The organism is Arthrobacter sp. MOO21 (genome assembly GCF_057369995.2).
In genome coordinates, this window is the sequence record NZ_CM170671.2 from 2,698,796 (window position 1) to 2,717,992 (window position 19,197).

Sequence of the window (19,197 nt, forward strand, 5' to 3'; positions counted from 1 at the left end):
TGCATATGGGCCGATATGGGGGAGTCAGTGATGCGCGCTACGGGCGGCGTAAGCTGCGCAAGAGGAGATTGCAGCTTTTTTCTTTTGTCGCGCTAGCCGCTTTGGGGATGGCAACAGCCGTGACGGTGTGGTACGCCATCGATCGTTAATCAACGCCGTGTCACCGAGCATCGCTTGAGCTGACTTGTCAATGGGCTGCTTCACGTGTTTATGTCTTAGGCAATAAGGATGCTTATGACCGATGGAGATTCTGGTGGCTGTTTCTGACTTCGCCCTCGCACTTTTTGCGTTATTGGGCACGTTGCTGCTTCCTTTTGGCGTATTGTACCAGGTGCTGAGAATCAAGCGGCGCTTAGTCAGGGTGTCGGCTCGTCCTGCCCCCCTGGAAAAGCAGCAATAATCGTGCCCTACGTCGATATCAACCCGCACAAGAACCGGCCTAAGTGGCAGGGTTACACCATTTTGACCATTTTGCTCATCCTTACAGCGGGTGTTGTTTCTGCTGCCCTGATGCACCATTGATCAGGTCTTCTGCTCTGGAACCTAGCGTTACTGTTTGAATTCGTGCTGCAGAACCGTTTGCCGAACGTCCGGGGGACAGACATGCAGATACGGCGGATCAGAGTCCAGTCGCCCAAGCAGAGGATGCAGGGCGACCCCAGTTGCGTCGACGCCACGACAGTTGTGTACCCACGATGTACCGCGGGATACCTGGACATGAACCCTACCAGCCGTGAACACCAACCCTTTGACCACATTGGAACCGGAGATGCTGTAACGCGCAGTAGCTCCTGGGCCGAGGCCGCGCAGCTGCAGTGGATGCCGCAAGAACCTCACATGCACCGCCCGTAGCCTCTGCGGATCCATCGGCCCAACGAAGGGTAGGCCTCGGCGGCGTCACCCGGGACGCTGCCCGCCGGATCTCGCGCCAGTTCGGGGGGAGCTACAACACCGCAGTACCTAGCCAAAAGAGAGCATCGGCAAGACATCAGCCACAGGGGGTGTGGGTTTACCCTCGCCGAGTACCGCGGCGACGCTTGCTCTCACGATGGGGCAGTGCCCCGCGGCAGCGGTTTCAGTGAATCAAGAAGGCGGTGCTGCGTTTTCCGTTTGCGACGCTCACCTGCAATGGGCGATGGACCGAGTCAAATTGATCTATCCCGATCTAACTATCCTGGCCTCTGCTCAGGACAGCACCATGAGGCGCTTATCTTCAGGGAAGAAGGGCCAAGACGCGGTTGATGAGATAGCCAATGGCTTGGCTACGACTTTGAGCCGGGTGGCCGGGAGCAGCGGGCGGGTCGCAGTGCTGAGTTCTCCTCCTGGAAAGCTGCGACAGACCGGAATGCGACATACATAGATACCGCTTATTGGTTCTGTAACAAAGAAGGCTACTGCCCTGGATTCTCGGGGCAGACACCGATACGCGTCGATTCCGGACATGTATCGGTGGAATACGCGCAGAAACTCGGACCGGTCCTCGCGCAGGCCCTTGCAGCCGGATAGATATTGCTACCGCGACCCCGTCGCAGTTAGGACCCGCGGCGCCAGGAAAGCACCCGCCCACCGGACTCCTCAACTGACCCCAGCATTCTGCAAGGACTCGCACCATTCGGCAAGACCCGCGCGAGGGTTTGCATAGGTTATTCACATATCCAGGTTTTTCCGGTTTCCGGGCCTGCCCGCCATGTTCCCATGGTTAAACTGCCGCCGACTTCCTGGCACCCGGGCGGCCACTATTGGGGGATTCATCTTGGCTAAACATCTGGCGCGCGCTGCTGTCCGCCGTAAGGGGCAGCACCGGCGCCGTGCCGCTCGCCTGGCCATCGGCGCAGGCACCGCTGTTCTCGCCGTCCTTGCTGTCGGGCTTCAGGCAGATGGCTCCTTTTCCGCCTCCGGCCAAACGCCCGGCGGCGCGGGGACCGCACCAACCGCCGGCCCGGCGGTTGCACAGAATCCCGAAGTGGAGTCGGCGGCCCTGTCGGCTTCGGCGGATGCCCGGCTGGCCTACACCCGTTCAATGGTGCGTACCGAAGCCAGGAAAGAGACCGCCAAAGTCAACGTGTCCTCCGCCCCGGTGCGGCCGGCTGCCGGGACCCTGGAGGCGCCGCTGGACTCGCTTGCGCCGAGTTCGCCCTTCGGTCTCCGGACGAGCCCCATCACCGGATCGGCGGGGGAGTTCCACTGGGGACTCGATTTCTCCGCAGCCTGCGGGACGGGAGTCTATGCCGCGGACGCCGGCGTGGTGCGGGCAGTGGGCTGGCATCCCTGGGGCGGCGGCAACAGGGTGGAAATCGACCACGGCAACGGACTGATCACCACGTACAACCACCTTGCGGGAATCGGTGTCCGTACCGGCCAGCACGTGCAGGCCGGGGAACTTGTGGCCCAGGTGGGGACCACGGGTGCCTCAACAGGCTGCCACCTCCACTTCGAAACCATCCTGAACGGCACCTACACCGATCCAGCCAAATGGCCGCTGCAGCCGCTCCGCCATGGCGAGGTCCCGGCCACCACACCGATGACGGACTACCAGAAGGCAAACCCGGCAGCGAATTCGGCCCCCTGGACCGTGCCGAGCGCCTCCCAGCTGAACAGCAGTGCAGCGAAGGAGCACGCCCAGAATCCCGCAAAAGACAAGGCACAGGAACAGGGCGCGGACACTAAATAGCCCCAGCCCAGGCGGCCTCGGTGGCCTCCGGGCAGGTACTCCTGCGCTGACCAGCCTAGACTTACTGATTGAACCAGTGCCGCACAACCGTTTGCCGAAACGTCCGGGGGGACAGACCATGCCAGATCCGGCGGATCAGAATGCAGGCGCCCACACAGAGGATGCAGGGCAGCCGCAACTGCGCCGACGCCGCGACCTCCGTCGTGCCGACGGCTCAGTTCAGGATGCCTGGACAGGAACCATGCCAGCCGTAAGCCCCAACATGCCCAGCCAGAACGACGCCGGAGGGCCGGCGACGCGCCGGACGTCCTGGGCGGAGGCGGCCGCCGCAGCCGACGTGACCAAGCCGACCCGGGCGCCGTCCGCCGCCCCTGTGCAGGCGGCCCCCGAAGCCGCTGTGCCGCCGTCGGAAGCCCCCGCCCAGGAGCCTTCCTTCCGCCGCAGCCGGCCCACCGTGGCCGAGGCGATCTCCGAAAGCCCCATGCCGGACTTCATCAGCTCGCCCGGACTGTTCGTCAAGGAGCAGAAGCCCCGTCCCGTGGGCGGCTTCCGCGGTGCGCTGTACAACCTGACCGGCGGCGCGTGGAACCTGGGGCCCGGTCCCAAGCAGCGCCAGGAGGACGAGCTGGGCCGCCGGATTTCGCGGCAGCTGCAGGGCAGCTACAACACCGCCATCCTGAGCCTCAAGGGCGGTATCGGCAAGACCTCCACCACGGTGGGCGTGGGCCTGACCCTGGCCGAATACCGTGGCGATGCGCCCTGCGCCATCGACGCCAACCCGGACTCGGGGGACCTGGTGGAGCGCGCGCTGGGCGAGGGGATCTACCAGCAGTCCAGCCCGCGGACCATCACGGACCTGCTCAGGAACATCGAATCCATCGATTCGCTGACGGCCCTGGCGCGGTACATGCACCACGCTGGCCGGCTGCACCTGATCGCGGGGGAGCAGGACCCGGAGGTCTCGGACTCGCTGACCGCGGAGGAGTACCTGCGCATCCGGAAGCTCATTTCCAGCTATTACTCCGTGGCGCTGACCGATTGCGGCACCGGCGTGACCCACAACGCGATGAGCGGGATTTTGCAGTCGGCCGACAACCTGGTGATCGCGGCCGGCTACGCGGTGTCCGGCGCCAAGCGTGCCCGCAGCACCCTGCACTGGCTGGCCAGCCACGGCTACGAGGACCTGGCCCGGAACGCCATCGTGGTGATCACGGACAAGGACGAGGTGTCCTCCCGGGTGGACAAGGATGCAATCCAGGAGCACCTGTCGGGCATCTGCCGCGAACTCATCGCCGTGCCGCACGACCGGGGCGTGGCCGACGGGGATCTGGTGACCCTTGACGTGCTGAAGCCGGAGACGCGGCGGGCCTACAAAGAGATCGCCGCCGCTATTGTGGACGGGTACCAATAGGCCACGCAAAGCAGAAGCTGTGAAACCTGGGCGAAGCCGTGCCTCGGTTTTAGCCCGGGTCCAGGAACAGGAGGTGAGAGTGGCAACGTCGGAGCATTCGTTTCCTGGACAAGCGGATCTTCCAATCGCCGGAAGGTACCGGCTCCTTGACCTGATCGGGCAGGGCGCAACAGCAGCGGTGTACCGGGCGCGGGATGAGCAGCTGGGCCGTGAGGTGGCGCTCAAACTGTTCCAGGCCCAGCCCGGCGCCGTCGGCGGCCGGGAACGGGTCGAGTCGGAGATGCGCCTCCTGGCCACGTTCAACCACCCGGCCCTGGTAACGCTGTACGACGCCGGGACGGACACCACGGCGCCGGGCCTGCCCCGGACCTTCCTGTCCATGGAGTTGATCGACGGACCCGACCTGCACACCAGGCTGGGCCGTGGCCCCCTGCCCGCCGCCGATGTTGCCAGGATTGGGGCCGAGCTGGCCTCGGCCCTGGACTACATCCACGGGCGCGGGGTAGTCCACCGGGATATCAAACCCGCCAACATTCTCTTGCCAGCGTCCATGCCAGGCGGCCCTGCCCACGCCAAACTCACGGATTTCGGGATCGCCCGCCTGCTCGAAGGCTCCCGGCTTACCGCCACGGGAACTACTATCGGCACCGCGGCCTACCTGAGCCCGGAACAAGTCTCCGGGACCCACCTCGGGGTGGAAAGCGACATCTACTCCCTCGGACTCGTCCTGCTCGAGTGCCTCACCGGGGCGGTTGAGTACCCCGGGACCGGCATCGAATCAGCTGTGGCACGCATGAACCGCCCGCCCCGGGTTCCGGCCAGTCTCGGCCCGCGGTGGGGTGCCCTCCTCACCGCCATGACCGCAACCGTACCCTCCGCCCGCCCCACGGCGGGCCAAGTCGAAACAGCGCTTCGGGCTGCAGCCGGATCCGGCACGCCCGGGGTGCTGCCCGTCACCCCCGGGCAGGGGACACAGGGAATGCCCGGCATGCCGGACCGTCCGCCCCGTATCGGAGCATCCCCGGGCCGGACGCGGGTCCTGATCCCCAGCCTCCCCGGCGACACCGATGAATACGCGAGCGTGGCGGCAGCGCCAGGTACGCCGGCCGGGGGCCAGGGGCTGCGGAAGCTGTTGAGCCGCGTATCGCGCAAGGTACAAGTGTTCGCCGCCGGAGGCGTCGCACTGGCCGTGCTTGCGCTCGTGGTTGTTGCCGTTCTCAATATCCAGGCCCCGTCGCCGCAGGCGCCGCAACCCTTGCCAAGCATTTCAGGGGACCTGGGCCTGCACATCGAGCAGCTGAAGCGAAGCATCACACCATGATCAAGACACCAACCACGTTCTCCAGCGTCGCGGCCGCGGCCCTGCTGACGGCGGGCATCCTGACCGGGTGCGCGAACACTCCTCCTGACCTGCAGCCCGGTGCCGCGGAGAAGCTCAATGCCCGGCTCCAGTCAGTGGCCCAGGCCGCCGCCGACAACAACCTGGCTGCCGCCAAGGCCGAACTGGACCTGCTCGCCAGTGACGTCTCCGCTGCCGCCGCAAACGGGGACATCTCACCGGCACGCCGCCAGGACATCCAGGCGGCGATCGACCTCGTCAACGCCGACCTGGCCGCCATGACACCGCCCCCCAGCCCCACGCCGACCCTTCAGACGCCCGCCCCCGCAGCACCCAAACCGCCTGCCAAGGGCAAAGGAAAGGACAAAGACGACTGAACGTCGGAACCAGCGCCCCGCAGCGGGGAGCCTGCAGCAGCGGCTCCAGAATGCCTCCTTAGGACACTGCCAAGTTCCCCAAGGGCTACGCAGAACTGCCTAACCAGAAGCCGCCCGCCCCTTGGCAAGGGTTTCCGCCCACCATGCCAGCCCTTCCGCGAGGGCCTGGAGCTTCGGCTCGATCGGCTCGAACACGCTGAAGTCGGAGGGATCCTTCGACTGCATGGCAGGGCGGATGATCTCCGGAAGAATATGCACGGCATGGCGCACCGGGGCCATCTCGAGTTCCACAGCCACCATCCGCAGCTGCTCTATGGCGCGGGCCCCGCCCACACCGCCCCAGCCGACGAAAGCCACCGGTTTGCGCTGCCATTCCACGAACGTGTGGTCGATGGCGTTCTTCAGTACAGCCGGGTAGCCGTGGTTGTACTCGCCGGTCAGGATGACGAACCCCTCGGCTTCGTCGAGTTTGCGGCCCAGCCGTGCCACGTCCTCATTGGGGTAGTTGCGTTTCGTCACGGACGGCGGCTTCTGGTCGAAGAAGGGCAACGGGTAGTCGCGCAGGTCCACCAGCTCCACCTCGAACCCGTAGTCCCCCAGCCGCTTGAGCACCCAGGGGACCACCCGTTCATTGAAGCGTCCGGTCCTGGTTGTTCCCATGATGACCTGGATCCTGGTCATGGAGTCCTCCTGCAGGTGAACCGCTAAACCCTTGATGGAAAAACGCAACCACCGCCGCCGTTATTTCACCGGCTCCGGCGACACTCCTACGGGAGTTCGTGATGACCCGGTGAGCCGGCGGACGGGTGGTGGCCCACGTGGCTCCCACTGGACCAGAGTTTCCATTCCTCCGTTGCCACGGTGGGGCGGCCGAGCAAGTAGCCTTGGCCGGCGTCCATCCCCAGCGTTCGCAACGCATCAAGTTCAGCCTCGGTTTCAATCCCTTCGGCGACCAGTGAAGCCCCGATGTCCCGGGCGAACCGGACCATTGCTGCGCCCAAGGCCCGCAGGCTGGTGTTGGCGTTGATGCCGGTGATGACTTTCCGGTCGAGCTTGATCACATCCGGCTTAAGCTCGACGATGTGGCGCATGGAAGCGAAGCCGGCGCCGGCGTCGTCTATTGCGATCCTCAAACCCTCTCGCCGTAGCGGTGCGAGTGCCTCTTCCAGGGGGCCGTAGTCGCCCACTTCATGGTGCTCCGTCAGCTCCAGCACAATGCGTTCGGGGGGAATCGATGCATTCCGAAGGAGAGGGGACACCCGGCCGCTCAGGCATGTCCTGGGGGAAAGGTTGAAGGCCACGTATAGGTCTTCCGGCAGGTGCGCGGCAGCGGACAGGGCGGCCTCCAGCGCCAGCAGTTCCAGGTCCTCCCCAAGACCCACGGCCGCGGCCCCGGCAAACCATGCGTCGGGGGACATGCGGCCATCATCGGTGCTCAGAAACCTGGTTAGCGCTTCCGCCCCGATCACGGTGCCAGAATCCAGGGCCCGGATGGGCTGGAATGCTGTCAACAGCGTGCGGGAGGTGAGCATTGCCTCAACCCCGGCACGGGTTTCCTTCGCTGCAAGGTCGCTGGCTGTGGGTACGTCCAGGGCGCGGGTGGTTCCCTCGAAGCCGCGGAGACGGCCCTGTCCGTTAACGATTGGCCGGCCGGACACCTCAACGAGTACCCGGCTGCCGTCCCGGTGCCGGCATGTGGTCACCAGGCCGGACCAGGAAGCGTCAGGACCTTCCGTTTTTGCCCGATTGCGGAGTGCTTCCGCCAGGTCCTCGGGTCCGATGACCTGGCTGTAGTGCCGCCCTACCAGTTCGGACGGGTCATAACCGACAAGTTCCCGGGACATCGGACCGGAGAAAGTGAACGTGCCCTCCGGTCCGATCGTCCACAACCATTCCCGGCTGGTGGCCAGCACCACGTCCAGAAGGCCGGACACCTCAGTTGCCTGGGGGGATTGACGGCGCTGCCTGCGCAGCAGCGCCCACCAACGCGACAGGACGGGCCAGGACCTGCGTTCCGGGCCGCTGTTTCCTTGGAATCGGAAAGGTCTCACAACGTTGAGAAAGAACGGTATGCATCTACTGAAGATCGAAGCCATGAATTCCCCCCGAAAATCAGCGACCTAACTACTGACTACATCCATACTGCCACGCCACGTGATCAATGAAGCGGAGCGGCAATAAGACGGGGATGACCATGCGCGTCGGAAATCTCCCAGGTTCGTGCACCTAGGATGGTCCCCATGAAGGCTGCCCGAGAAGCGGACTCTGCTGCCCTGGTGATCAATGCGGGAGCGCGCCGGGCAGCGGCAGCGGCCGACCTCGTTCTGGACAGGCTGGAAAGGGCCGGCCTTCCTGTCTCCGCCGTGCACCACATCCGGTCGGGCGCGGAACTGGCCGGGACCCTGGACAGAGTGGCTGCCGACGGGCATGACCTGGTGGTAGTGGGCGGGGGCGACGGCACTGTGTCCTTTGCCGCCGGCAGGCTCGCCGGAACCCGGATCGTGCTGGGGGTCCTTCCGCTGGGGACAGCCAATGACCTTGCCCGCACGCTGGAAATCCCCACAAACCTTGACGCGGCGTGTGCTGCGCTCGCCGACGGGAAAGTGGGGGACATCGATCTGGGGCGGGCGAATGGCCAGCCGTTCCTCAATGTCGCCTCCGTTGGCCTGTCGGTCGGTGTTACCGAGAGCCTGAGCCCGCGGCTGAAGCGGCGTCTGGGGCCGCTGGCGTATGGAGTCGCCGCCGTCCGCGCGTATGCCAAACACAAGCCCTTCCGTGCCCGGCTCGAGTTCCCGGAGGGGGACCATGAAGTGCTGGAGCTGGAGGACATGCTGCAGGTCGCGGTGGGCAACGGCCGGCATTACGGGGGCGGCAACGCGGTTTCACCCACGGCCGGAATCGATGACCACACCCTCGATATCTATGCCATCCCCGGGGCGCCGCTGCGGGAGCACGTGAGGATCGCCCGGCTTCTCAAGGGCGGCAGCTTTGTTGAGCGCGAGGGCGTGTACCACCTGACCACTCAACGTGTCCGGCTGGTGACCGAGCCGCCGATGCCGGTGAACCTCGACGGCGAGATCGCCACGGTCACGCCCGCGGACTTCACCGTGGACCGCAACGCGGTGCACGTCGTGGTGCCGCGGCACAGCACCGCCGCGTCGCTCGACGGCTAACGCGTTCCTTTACTGGGGAGCCCCCTAACGCGTATCCACATCCTCAAACACCAGGAACGTCTGGGTGTCCAGAACCCCCGGCATGGTCTGCAGCTGGTCGAAGATGACCCGGCGCAGGTCGATGTTGTCCACGGCGCGGACCAGCAGGATCACGTCGAAGTCCCCGCCCACCAGGGCGATGTGGTGCACCTCGGGGATGGCGCCCAGCTGGTCGCGCAGTTCCCGCCAGGAGTCCTGCTTCAGTTTCAGCGTCACGTAAGCGGAGGATTTCAGTCCCGCCTTGATCGGGTCCACCAGCGCCGTGAACCGGGTCAGCACCCCGTCGCCGGTCAGCCGGGCGATCCGGGTGTAGGCGTGGGCGCGGGAGATGTGCACGTTTTCGGCCACCTGCGTCACGGACATCCGGCCGTCCCGGGTGAGCTCGGCGATGATGGCGCGGTCGATCTCGTCCAGTGGCACTTCTCCAGTGCCGGCATCTTTGCCAGCCATTCGTGTACGCCTCCTGCCCGGTAATGCCCATCAGAATGACAATTTGTCTCCCATCCTAGGGCGGCCCGAGGCAGCTTCCCGCTGGTTTGGCCAAATCTGCGTACGGAATGGCAGGCAAGTGGCCTGGATGGCGTTGAATCCAGCACGTGGAATGCAAAAATTCCCGGCACGCTATACGGTTGGGGCGGGGGTGTGAATGGCCGTGGGCGCTGGGTCCACGGAACTATGGATTCTCTGGGGGAGCCATGAGCACTTTGGGCGTCGCTTTGGTTGTCGAAGACGATCAGGACGTGCGGAACCTACTTGTGGGCGTGCTGTGCCAAGCCGGGTTCGACGTATGCACCGCCGTCGACGGCCGCTCCGGACTTCAGGCGGTACGGGCCATGCAGCCCGCCCTCGTCACCCTGGACGTGGGACTGCCGGACCTCGACGGGTTTGAGCTCCTGCGCCGCATCCGCGGGCTAAGTGATGCCTACATCGTCATGCTGACGGGGCGGACTGCCGAGTCTGATGTGTTGAAGGCTTTGACGGCTGGAGCGGATGAATACATCACGAAGCCCTTCCGTCCCAAAGAGATGCGCGCGCGGATCGAAGCGATGATGCAAGTGCCGAGGAGCGCCCGGCCGATGGCCAACTGACAATGGCTTTCAGGCCTGGCCGCAGTAGCGCCGCCTGATCGCCTGAACGGTCCCTTGCCCGCATTCCCGTATTTCACTTAGCAGCACCCCGGATTCCCGCAGGGCCCCTTTCCGGATTTGGTCTTCCAGTGTCCCGGCAAGACCGGCAAGGCGCAGGCCGCCGATCATGTGGGAGGTGACCTTGAGGCTGATGACAGCATCCAACGCCTCGTCCGCACCATCAGGGCGGGCCACTGCCTCCGCCAGTCGCCGGCAGCGGTATTCCCACATGCCCACGTAATCGCGCGCGAAATTGCGGACCAACGGCACGTCAAGATGGTCCTCGAGATCACGAAGAACAGCCAAGTCCAGCAAGGGAAGCGGATCCGCATGGCCATGGGCGGCCGCGGCAGCTACGTCAGCGATCGGAGGAGGTACAGGAGGCATGCTTCAACGCTATGCCACCTCCTCCCCGCTGGACCCAGGCTTGGGCGGATCCTTTCACAATCCAAGGCTTTCCCTGCGGTTACTGGGATTCGGGGAAGCACAACATGCCCGCCATTTCGTCCACGGCTCCCGTCGGTAATCCACATCACAGTGACAATTCGTCTCCCATCCTGGGCAGATCGGAACAGCTTCTCCACGATTTGCGCAGAAGCTGGATACGAAACCGGCCCCGGGACAATACTGGGAGGGAATAGTGGCTACCGAAGGACGGACCAATGACGATCTCCGCAGACCACACCGCGCCGCACACCAGCCCCGCGCCCGCAGAGGATGCGCTCACGGAAGCTGTGAAGAAGTTCGGCATCACGGTGGAGGACTACATGCTCCCCGCCCGGCACCAGATCCAGATGGTGGACCCGGACGGCCGGCTCAAGCCCGAGGCTGAGCAGGGCACCCAGCCCGGCCACGAATACCCCGTGCCCGGCGATGCTGAACTGCTGGCAGCGTACGAACAGCTCGTCGTCGGCCGCCGCGTCAATGACCAGAACTCCGCCCTGGTCCGGCAGGGCCGCATGGCCGTCTACCCCTCCAGCCACGGGCAGGAGGCCTGCCAGGTGGCCGCCGCCCTGTGCCTGTCCGAGGGCGACTGGATGTTCCCCACCTACCGCGACGCCGTCGCCGTGATGACCCGGGGCGTGGACCCCGTGCAGGTGATGACCATCTTCCGCGGCGACTGGCACGGCGGCTACGATCCCCTGAAATACAAGGTGGGCATCCAGTGCACCCCGCTCACCACCCAGCTGCTGCACGCCGTCGGGGTGGCCCACGCCGCGAAGCTGCGCGGCGAGGACACCGTGGTTCTGGCCATGTGCGGCGACGGCGCCACCAGCGAAGGCGACTTCCACGAAGCCCTCAACTTCGCCGCCGTCTTCCACCTGCCCGTCATTTTCTTCGTCCAGAACAACAAGTACGCCATCTCGGTGCCGCTGGCACACCAGTCCGTGGCGCCGTCGCTCGCCCACAAAGCCGTGGGCTACGGCATGGCGGGCGAACGCGTGGACGGCAACGACGTGGTGGCGCTCCTCGCCGTCCTGGACCGCGCCGTGAAACTCGCCCGCGAAGGCTCCGGCCCGCTGTTGGTGGAAGCCAACACCTACCGCATGCAAGCCCACACCAACGCCGACGACGACACCCGCTACCGGGAAAGCGCCGAAGTTGCCGAGTGGCGGGCCAAGGACCCCGTCAACAGGATGCGCACCTACCTCACCGACCGCGGGTTGCTGGACGACGACGGCGAGGCCCGGATCCGTGAGCACGCGGAAGCGGTTGCCGCACAGCTGCGCGAAGGCCTCGGCGAGGACGTGCCCGTGGACCCCCAGGACCTTTTCCGCCACGTCTTCGACCGCCAGACACCGCAGCTGAAGGAACAGTCCGCCATGCTCGCCGACGAGATCGCCCGTGACGCCTCGTCGGCGCAGAACCCAGCTTCGAAGGAGGCCGGCAAGTGAGCCCCACCATCACCACCTCGTCCGAGGCCAACGGCAACGTGTCCGCCGCCACCGCCCGGGCTGCCGCTTCGGCCGCAGCGTCCGCCGAGGCCGCCGGGCCCCAGCCGGTCACCATGGCCAAGGCCCTCAACACCGCCCTCGCCGACGCCATGTCCGCCGACTCCTCCGTCCTGGTCTTCGGCGAGGACGTGGGCACCCTGGGCGGCGTCTTCCGCATCACCGACGGCCTCACCGCCACCTTCGGCGAGCAGCGCTGCTTCGATACCCCGCTGGCCGAATCCGGCATCGTGGGCATGGCCGTGGGCATGGCCATCAACGGCATGCGCCCGGTGATCGAAATGCAGTTCGACGCGTTCGCCTACCCTGCATTCGAGCAGATCGTCAGCCACGTGGCCAAGATGCACAACCGCACCCGCGGCGCCGTGAAGCTGCCCCTGGTGATCCGCATCCCGTACGGCGGCGGCATCGGGGGAGTGGAGCACCACTGCGACTCCTCCGAGTCCTACTACGCGCACACCGCCGGCCTGAAGGTCTACACCCCGGCCACCGTGGCGGACGGCTACCGGATGCTCCGCGAAGCCATCGACTCGGACGATCCCATCATCTTCATGGAACCCAAGAAGATGTACTGGACCAAGGACTCCGTGGACCTTTCGGAGCTGCGGCGCGTCCATGAGGAAGGGCTTCGTGCGGAAGGCACGACGGCGGGACTTGGCTCCGAGGGGCGTGCCGCCGTCGCGCGTCCCGGCACCGACGCCACCCTGATTGCCTACGGCCCGTCCGTCCCCACGGCCTTGGCTGCAGCGGAGGCGGCCGCCCTGGAGGGACGGTCGCTGGAGGTCATCGACGTGCGGACCATTGTTCCCTTTGACGATGACACTGTGTCCGCGTCCGTGCGGAAGACCGGCCGGGCCGTGGTGATCGCCGAGGCGCACGGGTTCGCGTCCGTGTCCTCCGAGATCGTGGCCCGGGTGCAGGAACGCTGCTTCCACTACCTGGCCGCGCCGATCCGCCGCGTGACCGGGTTCGACGTCCCGTACCCGGCGCCCAAACTCGAGAAGTACTACCTGCCCGGCGTGGACCGCATCCTCGACGCCGTTGACGACCTTCAGTGGGAGAACTGACCATGAGCGAACCACGCGTGTTTTTGCTGCCCGACCTGGGCGAGGGCCTGACCGAAGCCGAACTGGTGGCCTGGCATGTTGCCGTTGGCGACGAGATTGCCGTCGACCAGCCGATCGCCGAGGTTGAGACCGCCAAGTCCGCGGTGGAGGTGCCGTCTCCCTACGCCGGGATTGTGGCCGAGCTGCACGGGCAGCCGGGGGAGACCCTGGACGTGGGGAAGCCGCTGATCTCTGTCATGCCCCTTGGTTCCCTGGTTCCCGCCGCGGATGATGCCGCCCCCGCCCCTTCGCCGGACCAGCCCGAGGTTGAGCCGGCAGAGACCGAGCTTGGCGAGTCCGGGGCCGAGCCTGCTTCGCACCCTGAGGCCGAGGCCTACCGGGAAGAAGAGAAGGCCGGATCCGGCAATGTTCTGATCGGTTATGGAACTCCGGGCGGGCATGGCCAGGCGCGGCGGACCCGTGCTCCCAAAGCTTCGGTGTCGGTGCTGGAGCCGCAGGAAACCAAGCCTGGTGAAACCAAGGAGGACGAGCTCACGCTCCTTCGCACCCGGGTGCCCGGCAAACTGGGGGCCGTCATCTCGCCGCTGGTCCGCCGAATGGCCCGGGAGCACGGCGTGGACCTGGGCGACATCTCCGGCTCCGGCGACAGCGGCCTGATCATGCGCCGCGACGTGGAGGCTGCCATCTCTGCCCCGGTGGTAGAACCTGTCGAAGCCAAGCCAAGTCCGGTGGTTGAGCCCGTCGAAGCCCAGGGACGCGACTCCCGCACCGGCCTTCCCATCTCCGCCCGCACGCCGGTCCGCGGAGTCCGCAAGGCGGTGGCCGCGAACATGGCGCGCAGCCGCTCGGAGATCCCGGAGGCAACGGTGTGGGTGGACGTCGACGCCACGGCGCTCGTGGAGCTGCGCGAGGGGATGAAGGCCAACGGCAGGGAGGTGCCCGGCCTGCTCGCGTTCATTGCCCGGTTCGTCACCGCGGGGCTGAAGAAGTACCCGGAACTGAACACGCGGATTGAAACGGCGGATGACGGGTCGCAGGAGATCGTGGCATTTGACGGCATCAACCTGGGCTTCGCCGCCCAGACCGACCGCGGCCTGGTGGTGCCCTCCGTGCGCGGCGCCGAGAAGCTCAGTGCCCGTGAACTCGACAGGGAGATCCGCCGCCTCACGAATGTGGCCCGGGACGGCAAGGCGACCCCGGCTGAGCTGGGCAGCGGAACGTTCACGCTGAACAACTACGGCGTGTTCGGCGTCGACGGGTCGGCGGCGATCATCAACCATCCGGAGGTGGGGATCCTGGGGGTGGGCCGGATCATCGACAAGCCGTGGGTGGTGAACGGCGAGCTGGCCGTCCGCAAGGTCACCGAGCTCACCCTGACGTTCGACCACCGCGTCTGCGACGGCGGCACGGCCGGCGGCTTCCTCCGCTTCGTGGCGGACGCCATCGAAAACCCCACCAGCCTCCTGGCCGACATCTAGCCTGGGCCGTCGGGCTGCCGTCATTTCGACGCGCAAATCCATTCCCGACGCGGATAGTGGATGGCGCCACCCATATATCGGTAGCGTCATCCACTTTGCGCGTCGAAAATCCAGAACGGCGGTCGCCTGACCCGTTTCAGGCGGGTCTTTCGGCTCTGGAGGGCGGGCCGGGTCCGGACGACGATCAAACAAGACGATCAAACAAAGGGGTGACCACCAGCAGGCAAGGAGGCCCTGAGATGCCCCATGCAGCAAGGCCGGGACTGCCGGCAGCGGCCGGTGAGGGGCGCCTGGTTTTCCTGGACGTCCTGAGGGTCCTGATCATCTCCATGGTGATCATTCACCACGCCGCGCAGGCCTATGGTCCGACTGGCGGCTTTTGGCCGGTGCAGGATGCCGCCACGAGCGAATGGTTCCGTCCGTTCTATACGGTGAACGCCGCCGTCGGCCTGGGGATGCTGTTCCTGATCGCCGGTTACTTCACGCCGGCCTCCTACGAGCGGAAGGGTCCGCGCCGGTTCCTGCGGGAGCGGTGGACCCGGATCGGGATCCCGCTGGTGGTCTTTGTGGTGTTTGTGAACATTCCGCTCGCCTACCTGGCCTCCGGGCGTCCCGAACCATGGACATTCATCAAAGGGCTTTACGGGGATGCATGGCAGGGCGCCTACTTCCACCTGTGGTTCCTGGGACACCTCCTGATCTACACGGCCGTTTATGCATTGTGGGCCGGGCGGAGGCGGTCACGCGCCCCAGCGGAACGTGCGGCCGGGGGAGGGGAAACCGGTACGCTGTTGCCGCCACCGGGCCATGCCGCACTCCTGGGTTTCGCCACGGTCCTGATCCTGGTCACCTGGATCATCAGGTGGTGGTTTCCCGTTGACTCCTGGCTGCCGCTCTTCTTCGTGGTGCCCGCAGAGCCCGCGAATTTCGCGCAGTACGTGAGCCTGTTCGCGCTGGGCATCCTGGCCTACCGGAACCAGTGGTTCACGCGCATCCCCAGAGCCGTGGGCCTGCTCTGGCTGGCTGTGGGGTTCCTTGCCACCGTGGCCATTTTCTCGCTCCAAGCCTTCAACCTCTGGTTCACCCTGACGGCAACCGGCGGGTTCGGCTGGCCTTCGCTGGTGCGTGTCTCGCTGGAGACGCTCGTGTGCATCGGCCTGTCCGTGGGACTGATCGTGCTGTTCCGCGAGGTGTCGCACCGGGCCTCGCGGCTGCTGGCAGCCATGGCGACAGCCAGCTATGCGGCCTACATTCTCCACGTCTACATAGTGGTGGGATTGCAGGTTGCCGTCCTCCAGTACCCATGGCCCGCAGGGGTGAAATTCCTCGCGGTGGCAGTGGCAGGCGTGGCCCTCTCGTTCGGCATCGGCCACTTTTCGCGCACCGTGCCCGGGCTGGGCCTGGTGCTGGGTACGCGAAGGGAGCGGCCGCCGGCAGCCGGCGGTACTTCTGCGCCGCATCCCGCCTAGGGCAGGCTTCTCCCGTCCACTCCCAGCAGGTAGTCCAACTGCGCTGACTGATGTGCCTTGAAGGCCCTGTCCGCGTTGGCGTTCGTGCTGGCGATAAACGGTATGTCCAGGCTGGCATTGCAGCCCCGGCAGCGGATCTCGTCCGTCCACACCCAGCTGTAGGCGGGGTGGCTTTCCTGTACTCGTTGCATCGCAGTGGTGATTACTTCAGTCTTGGCCGCAAAATGCGCCGCGTCCCCGTCACTGAGGCCGCTGCCAATTTCGATGTCGATGCTCATCGTGCCTCTTCCGTTGTGCCCCGGATGGTGCACCTGACAGTAGTGGCTGGAGTGCGGGCAAGGAACGACCCTTTGGTTACGTTTCTGCAACCCTTCTCTCACCTCCCAAACTAGGGCGTACGACGGCGGCCGCGCGCCGCCGCGTACGCCTCCTTTCTGAGGGGGCACAGGGCAGTAACGCCGCAGTAACGGCCGATGTGCGCAAATGCGAGATGCCCACCAGGCACGAGGAGCAGCAGTGAACCCGGGCAGGCGTCCGGCACGCCGGCCGGACGCTCACCGCAGCCGCGCATGGACCGCGCGGCGGAAGGGGCCTGCGGCAGCCACCACGGGGGCGGACCTGAGCCACTCCATTGTGCAGTGGTTCGCGATCATCGCGCCCCTGAGCACTGTGGCCACGGCGCTGGCGTTCTGGTTCGGCTGGACCATGACGGCCACCCGCACCGCCTATTTCGGGATAGACCAAAGCATTCTCGAATACTCCACCGTCGACTACCTGCTGCGCAGCGCCGACGCGATCATCGTCCCTGCGATATCCATCCTTCTCATCACCCTGGCGTGCATCGGCATCCACGCGTTTACGGCCAGCATCATCGGCCGTTCCAGCCTTTACCGGTACCTTCTTTTCGGTGCGTGGACCATCCTCTGCGCCGGCGTCCTCATCACCGCGCTCGCCGTGTGGGTGATGTTCGAGGAACCGCCTTTCGCAACCCCGTTCCTCTTCGAGCCGGCGGCTTTGGGCAGCGGCGTTGCGGCCAGCGCCTACGCTTTCTGGGTGCTCCGCAGGCTGGCCACGTCCGACGGCGACAGGCCCAGGCGCCTGCCCCTGTGGGAAAAGCTCGGCTACGTGTGCGCTGTGCTGCTGGTGGTCCTGGCACTGTTCTGGGCCTGCTCCCTGTACGCAGGGGCTTTAGGCACCGGCAGATCCCGTGAATATGCCCGTGAGCTTGCAAAACGCCCCTCCGTGGTGGTTTACAGCGTCCAGTCGCTGGCTCTCGCGAGCCCGGTCCGCGAGGACAGGATTTCCGACCCGGATGCGAAGTACCACTTCAAATACACAGGGCTGAAATTCGTCACCAGGAGCGCAGACAAGTTCTTTCTCCTTCCCGAAGGCTGGCGGCGCGATACTGGGGTGGCCATTATTCTGGACGACAATCCGGAATACAGGGTGGAATTCCTTCCGGGAGGCTGAAAATGGGAAATCCAGCAATAGGAAAATGCATTGCCTGCCTGCTTGGCCTGGGAGTGCTGTCATCCTGCACAGGGACTCCGGGCGGCACGGGGAGCGCCAGGACCGGGGACACCCAACCAGTCGTTGAGAACCGCGTGCGGATCGGCGAGGAGAACTGGATCGTCCAGCCCGGACAGGCAGGCCCCCTCGCTGAGGCCGGCACGGTCGAGTCGATAGAAATCACCAATGGCACCGATGCCGACGTGACCGTGCCCGACGCCGGCATCAACAACACCGCCTTCCGTGTCATCTTCAACGGCTGCACCGGCATCCTGAAGCCGGGCGAAGCCTGTGTTGTCCGCGGGGAATGGACAGCCACCAAGGTGCGGGAGGCAAACCTGGAAGTGTCCGTCGCCGCGCCGGGCGCTGCTACGGCATCGCCCAAAAAGGGCATTTCAATCCCGCTGGGGATGGCTGCCGGCGTGGCCCCCGAAGCAACCCTGCCACCCACCACACGCTCGACGGCGGAGCCCTCGCCGTCGACCTCGACGACGCCGCCCCCACCCACTCCGTCGGGAACTTCCGGGACGGCAACACCGCCACTTCCGACGCCGTCAACCTTCAAATCCCTGCCCGGACCTGCGGTTGGCACACCCCTTAAACCCCTGGTCCCAACGTTGAAGTAAACCCCCGGGCCCCCTATGACACTTTTTTACCGCTATAGGAGAGCGCGCTCTCTCCTTTGGAAAAGAAGAAATAGCTTATTGACAGTACCGTTCGTACTGTGGATCCTCATTCATACCTCCTCCATCTTTTTGACAAATCGGAAATCAGGTTTCGATGGGCACGGTCGATTATGGGGAACTGAAACTGGACTTACTTCGGTCCTGGCGGCTCCGCCGGGACGATGTGACTCTCCATGTTGCGACACGGCAGCAGCGGCTCATTGCATCCCTGGCTATCCGGGGACCGAGCCTGCGGGCCCATCTCAGCGGTCTTTTATGGCCGGAGTACCCGGACGCCAGGGCCCTGGAAAGCCTGCGGGTCAGTGTCCACCTCATTTCCCGCGAGGTGCCCGGGCTAATCGTCAACGGCGGGGCAACGCTGTCGCTTGACGAGCGGGTTGAGGTGGACGTGCAGCGGATCCGGTCCCAGATCCAGGCGCTGCAGGACGACCGGTACAGCGGAAGCGCCGCCTCCCTGCTGCGTGAGCTGCGCGACGCTGAACTGCTTCCGGGCTGGTATGAGGATTGGGTGGTTTTCGCCCAGAACCGCCTGACGGAGGACCGCCTCCAGGCCCTCGCCGTGGTGGCACGGAAGTCCCTTGCCGCCGGTGACCCCGAAACAGCGACGGAGGCTGCACGCGCCACCCTGGAAATCGAGCCGCTGTACGAGGGCGGTGTGTCGTTCCTCGTCGCAGGCGAACTCCAGCGCGGAAACCCGGGCGCAGCGCTCCGCGCCTACGAGCGGTACCGGGAGCAGCTCGCGACGGACATGGGCCTGCAGCCCTCCGCGTCCCTCACGGGCCTCGTGGCCGAACTACTGGACCGGCAAACGGCGGCAGAGCATCCGGTGGCGGACCGCATCGTGTCCGCCGCCGGTTCCCTGCTGGGCGTCCGGCCGGCGTTCCGCCCCCTCTAAGCCT

18 protein-coding genes and 2 pseudogenes are annotated in these 19,197 nt (G+C 65.6%); 15 read left to right on the forward strand and 5 right to left on the reverse strand.

Annotation, left to right across the window (positions count from 1 at the left end):
- Positions 1 to 241: 241 nt before the first annotated feature.
- The 6 genes and pseudogenes from AC2JAJ_RS12510 (at position 242) to AC2JAJ_RS12535 (ending at position 5,798) form a co-directional block, all read left to right on the forward strand.
- The gene (locus tag AC2JAJ_RS12510; protein ID WP_486415624.1) at positions 242 to 400 is read left to right on the forward strand and encodes a hypothetical protein; all 159 of its coding nucleotides are present in this window, start codon (positions 242 to 244) and stop codon (positions 398 to 400) included.
- 914 nt (positions 401 to 1,314) lie between these two features.
- Positions 1,315 to 1,506 (forward strand): annotated as a pseudogene (locus tag AC2JAJ_RS12515) (SGNH hydrolase domain-containing protein); the annotation flags it as partial.
- Positions 1,507 to 1,753: 247 nt separating this feature from the next.
- Positions 1,754 to 2,671, forward strand: a complete 918-nt coding sequence (locus AC2JAJ_RS12520; protein ID WP_501053142.1) for a peptidoglycan DD-metalloendopeptidase family protein — start codon at positions 1,754 to 1,756, stop codon at positions 2,669 to 2,671.
- A gap of 241 nt (positions 2,672 to 2,912) precedes the next feature.
- Positions 2,913 to 4,082: a MinD/ParA family ATP-binding protein gene (locus AC2JAJ_RS12525; protein ID WP_486415622.1), complete on the forward strand. Its 1,170-nt coding sequence runs from the start codon at positions 2,913 to 2,915 to the stop codon at positions 4,080 to 4,082.
- A gap of 79 nt (positions 4,083 to 4,161) precedes the next feature.
- Complete coding sequence (locus AC2JAJ_RS12530; protein WP_486415621.1) at positions 4,162 to 5,403, forward strand: serine/threonine-protein kinase; 1,242 nt, start codon at positions 4,162 to 4,164, stop codon at positions 5,401 to 5,403.
- Positions 5,400 to 5,798 (forward strand): hypothetical protein, encoded by a 399-nt coding sequence (locus AC2JAJ_RS12535; RefSeq protein ID WP_486415620.1) that lies wholly within the window; start codon positions 5,400 to 5,402, stop codon positions 5,796 to 5,798. The genes AC2JAJ_RS12530 and AC2JAJ_RS12535 overlap by 4 nt, the downstream gene beginning before the upstream one ends.
- 99 nt (positions 5,799 to 5,897) lie before the next feature.
- Here AC2JAJ_RS12535 and AC2JAJ_RS12540 read toward each other — a convergent pair whose 3' ends face one another.
- Entirely contained in the window at positions 5,898 to 6,479 is a 582-nt protein-coding gene (locus tag AC2JAJ_RS12540) for an NADPH-dependent FMN reductase (protein ID WP_486415619.1), read from the reverse strand.
- A gap of 86 nt (positions 6,480 to 6,565) precedes the next feature.
- Complete coding sequence (locus AC2JAJ_RS12545; protein ID WP_501053143.1) at positions 6,566 to 7,732, reverse strand: EAL domain-containing protein; 1,167 nt, start codon at positions 7,730 to 7,732, stop codon at positions 6,566 to 6,568.
- A gap of 306 nt (positions 7,733 to 8,038) precedes the next feature.
- Between AC2JAJ_RS12545 and AC2JAJ_RS12550 the strand changes: the two genes are divergently transcribed.
- Positions 8,039 to 8,971, forward strand: a complete 933-nt coding sequence (locus AC2JAJ_RS12550) for a lipid kinase (protein WP_486415617.1) — start codon at positions 8,039 to 8,041, stop codon at positions 8,969 to 8,971.
- Between the two features lie 24 nt (positions 8,972 to 8,995).
- Here AC2JAJ_RS12550 and AC2JAJ_RS12555 read toward each other — a convergent pair whose 3' ends face one another.
- Positions 8,996 to 9,460 carry an Lrp/AsnC family transcriptional regulator gene (locus AC2JAJ_RS12555; RefSeq protein ID WP_221386269.1) on the reverse strand — a complete coding sequence of 155 codons (465 nt, stop codon included), beginning with the start codon at positions 9,458 to 9,460 and terminating at the stop codon, positions 8,996 to 8,998.
- Between the two features lie 245 nt (positions 9,461 to 9,705).
- Here AC2JAJ_RS12555 and AC2JAJ_RS12560 point away from each other — a divergent pair.
- Positions 9,706 to 10,074 (forward strand): annotated as a pseudogene (locus AC2JAJ_RS12560) (response regulator transcription factor); the annotation flags it as partial.
- Between the two features lie 33 nt (positions 10,075 to 10,107).
- Here AC2JAJ_RS12560 and AC2JAJ_RS12565 read toward each other — a convergent pair.
- Entirely contained in the window at positions 10,108 to 10,452 is a 345-nt protein-coding gene (locus AC2JAJ_RS12565) for an Hpt domain-containing protein (RefSeq protein ID WP_486415616.1), read from the reverse strand.
- A 347-nt stretch (positions 10,453 to 10,799) separates the two neighbouring features.
- On the opposite strand from AC2JAJ_RS12565, the gene pdhA reads away from it, so the two are divergent.
- The 4 genes from pdhA to AC2JAJ_RS12585 all read left to right on the forward strand — a co-directional run bounded on the left by pdhA (position 10,800) and on the right by AC2JAJ_RS12585 (position 16,103).
- Complete coding sequence (gene pdhA / locus AC2JAJ_RS12570) at positions 10,800 to 12,032, forward strand: pyruvate dehydrogenase (acetyl-transferring) E1 component subunit alpha (protein WP_486415615.1); 1,233 nt, start codon at positions 10,800 to 10,802, stop codon at positions 12,030 to 12,032.
- Complete coding sequence (locus AC2JAJ_RS12575) at positions 12,029 to 13,156, forward strand: alpha-ketoacid dehydrogenase subunit beta (RefSeq protein WP_486415614.1); 1,128 nt, start codon at positions 12,029 to 12,031, stop codon at positions 13,154 to 13,156. Before pdhA ends, AC2JAJ_RS12575 begins: the two co-directional genes overlap by 4 nt.
- A 2-nt stretch (positions 13,157 to 13,158) precedes the next feature.
- A complete protein-coding gene (locus AC2JAJ_RS12580; RefSeq protein ID WP_486415613.1) occupies positions 13,159 to 14,634 on the forward strand; it encodes a dihydrolipoamide acetyltransferase family protein in 1,476 nt (491 codons plus the stop codon).
- A 239-nt stretch (positions 14,635 to 14,873) separates the two neighbouring features.
- Positions 14,874 to 16,103 (forward strand): acyltransferase family protein, encoded by a 1,230-nt coding sequence (locus AC2JAJ_RS12585; RefSeq protein WP_486415612.1) that lies wholly within the window; start codon positions 14,874 to 14,876, stop codon positions 16,101 to 16,103.
- Here the strand turns inward: AC2JAJ_RS12585 and AC2JAJ_RS12590 are convergent.
- Entirely contained in the window at positions 16,100 to 16,381 is a 282-nt protein-coding gene (locus tag AC2JAJ_RS12590; RefSeq protein WP_486415611.1) for a hypothetical protein, read from the reverse strand. The two genes, AC2JAJ_RS12585 and AC2JAJ_RS12590, sit on opposite strands and share 4 nt — an antisense overlap.
- A 238-nt stretch (positions 16,382 to 16,619) precedes the next feature.
- Here AC2JAJ_RS12590 and AC2JAJ_RS12595 point away from each other — a divergent pair, with 238 nt between their 5' ends.
- The 3 genes from AC2JAJ_RS12595 (at position 16,620) to AC2JAJ_RS12605 (ending at position 19,193) form a co-directional block, all read left to right on the forward strand.
- Entirely contained in the window at positions 16,620 to 17,573 is a 954-nt protein-coding gene (locus AC2JAJ_RS12595) for a hypothetical protein (protein WP_486415610.1), read from the forward strand.
- A 2-nt stretch (positions 17,574 to 17,575) separates the two neighbouring features.
- Positions 17,576 to 18,238, forward strand: a complete 663-nt coding sequence (locus AC2JAJ_RS12600; RefSeq protein ID WP_486415609.1) for a hypothetical protein — start codon at positions 17,576 to 17,578, stop codon at positions 18,236 to 18,238.
- A 223-nt stretch (positions 18,239 to 18,461) separates the two neighbouring features.
- Positions 18,462 to 19,193 carry an AfsR/SARP family transcriptional regulator gene (locus AC2JAJ_RS12605; RefSeq protein WP_486415608.1) on the forward strand — a complete coding sequence of 244 codons (732 nt, stop codon included), beginning with the start codon at positions 18,462 to 18,464 and terminating at the stop codon, positions 19,191 to 19,193.
- Positions 19,194 to 19,197: the final 4 nt, after the last annotated feature.

What these genes read in the sequence shown, in the direction of transcription:
- AC2JAJ_RS12580 (WP_486415613.1), top strand. Translation starts at nt 13,159, where the DNA reads ATGAGCGAACCACGCGTGTTTTTGCTGCCCGACCTGGGCGAGGGCCTG.
- AC2JAJ_RS12510 (WP_486415624.1), top strand. Translation starts at nt 242, where the DNA reads ATGGAGATTCTGGTGGCTGTTTCTGACTTCGCCCTCGCACTTTTTGCG.
- AC2JAJ_RS12590 (WP_486415611.1), bottom strand. Translation starts at nt 16,381, where the DNA reads ATGAGCATCGACATCGAAATTGGCAGCGGCCTCAGTGACGGGGACGCG.
- pdhA (WP_486415615.1), top strand. Translation starts at nt 10,800, where the DNA reads ATGACGATCTCCGCAGACCACACCGCGCCGCACACCAGCCCCGCGCCC.
- AC2JAJ_RS12555 (WP_221386269.1), bottom strand. Translation starts at nt 9,460, where the DNA reads ATGGCTGGCAAAGATGCCGGCACTGGAGAAGTGCCACTGGACGAGATC.
- AC2JAJ_RS12585 (WP_486415612.1), top strand. Translation starts at nt 14,874, where the DNA reads ATGCCCCATGCAGCAAGGCCGGGACTGCCGGCAGCGGCCGGTGAGGGG.
- AC2JAJ_RS12535 (WP_486415620.1), top strand. Translation starts at nt 5,400, where the DNA reads ATGATCAAGACACCAACCACGTTCTCCAGCGTCGCGGCCGCGGCCCTG.
- AC2JAJ_RS12550 (WP_486415617.1), top strand. Translation starts at nt 8,039, where the DNA reads ATGAAGGCTGCCCGAGAAGCGGACTCTGCTGCCCTGGTGATCAATGCG.
- AC2JAJ_RS12600 (WP_486415609.1), top strand. Translation starts at nt 17,576, where the DNA reads ATGGGAAATCCAGCAATAGGAAAATGCATTGCCTGCCTGCTTGGCCTG.
- AC2JAJ_RS12525 (WP_486415622.1), top strand. Translation starts at nt 2,913, where the DNA reads ATGCCAGCCGTAAGCCCCAACATGCCCAGCCAGAACGACGCCGGAGGG.
- AC2JAJ_RS12540 (WP_486415619.1), bottom strand. Translation starts at nt 6,479, where the DNA reads ATGACCAGGATCCAGGTCATCATGGGAACAACCAGGACCGGACGCTTC.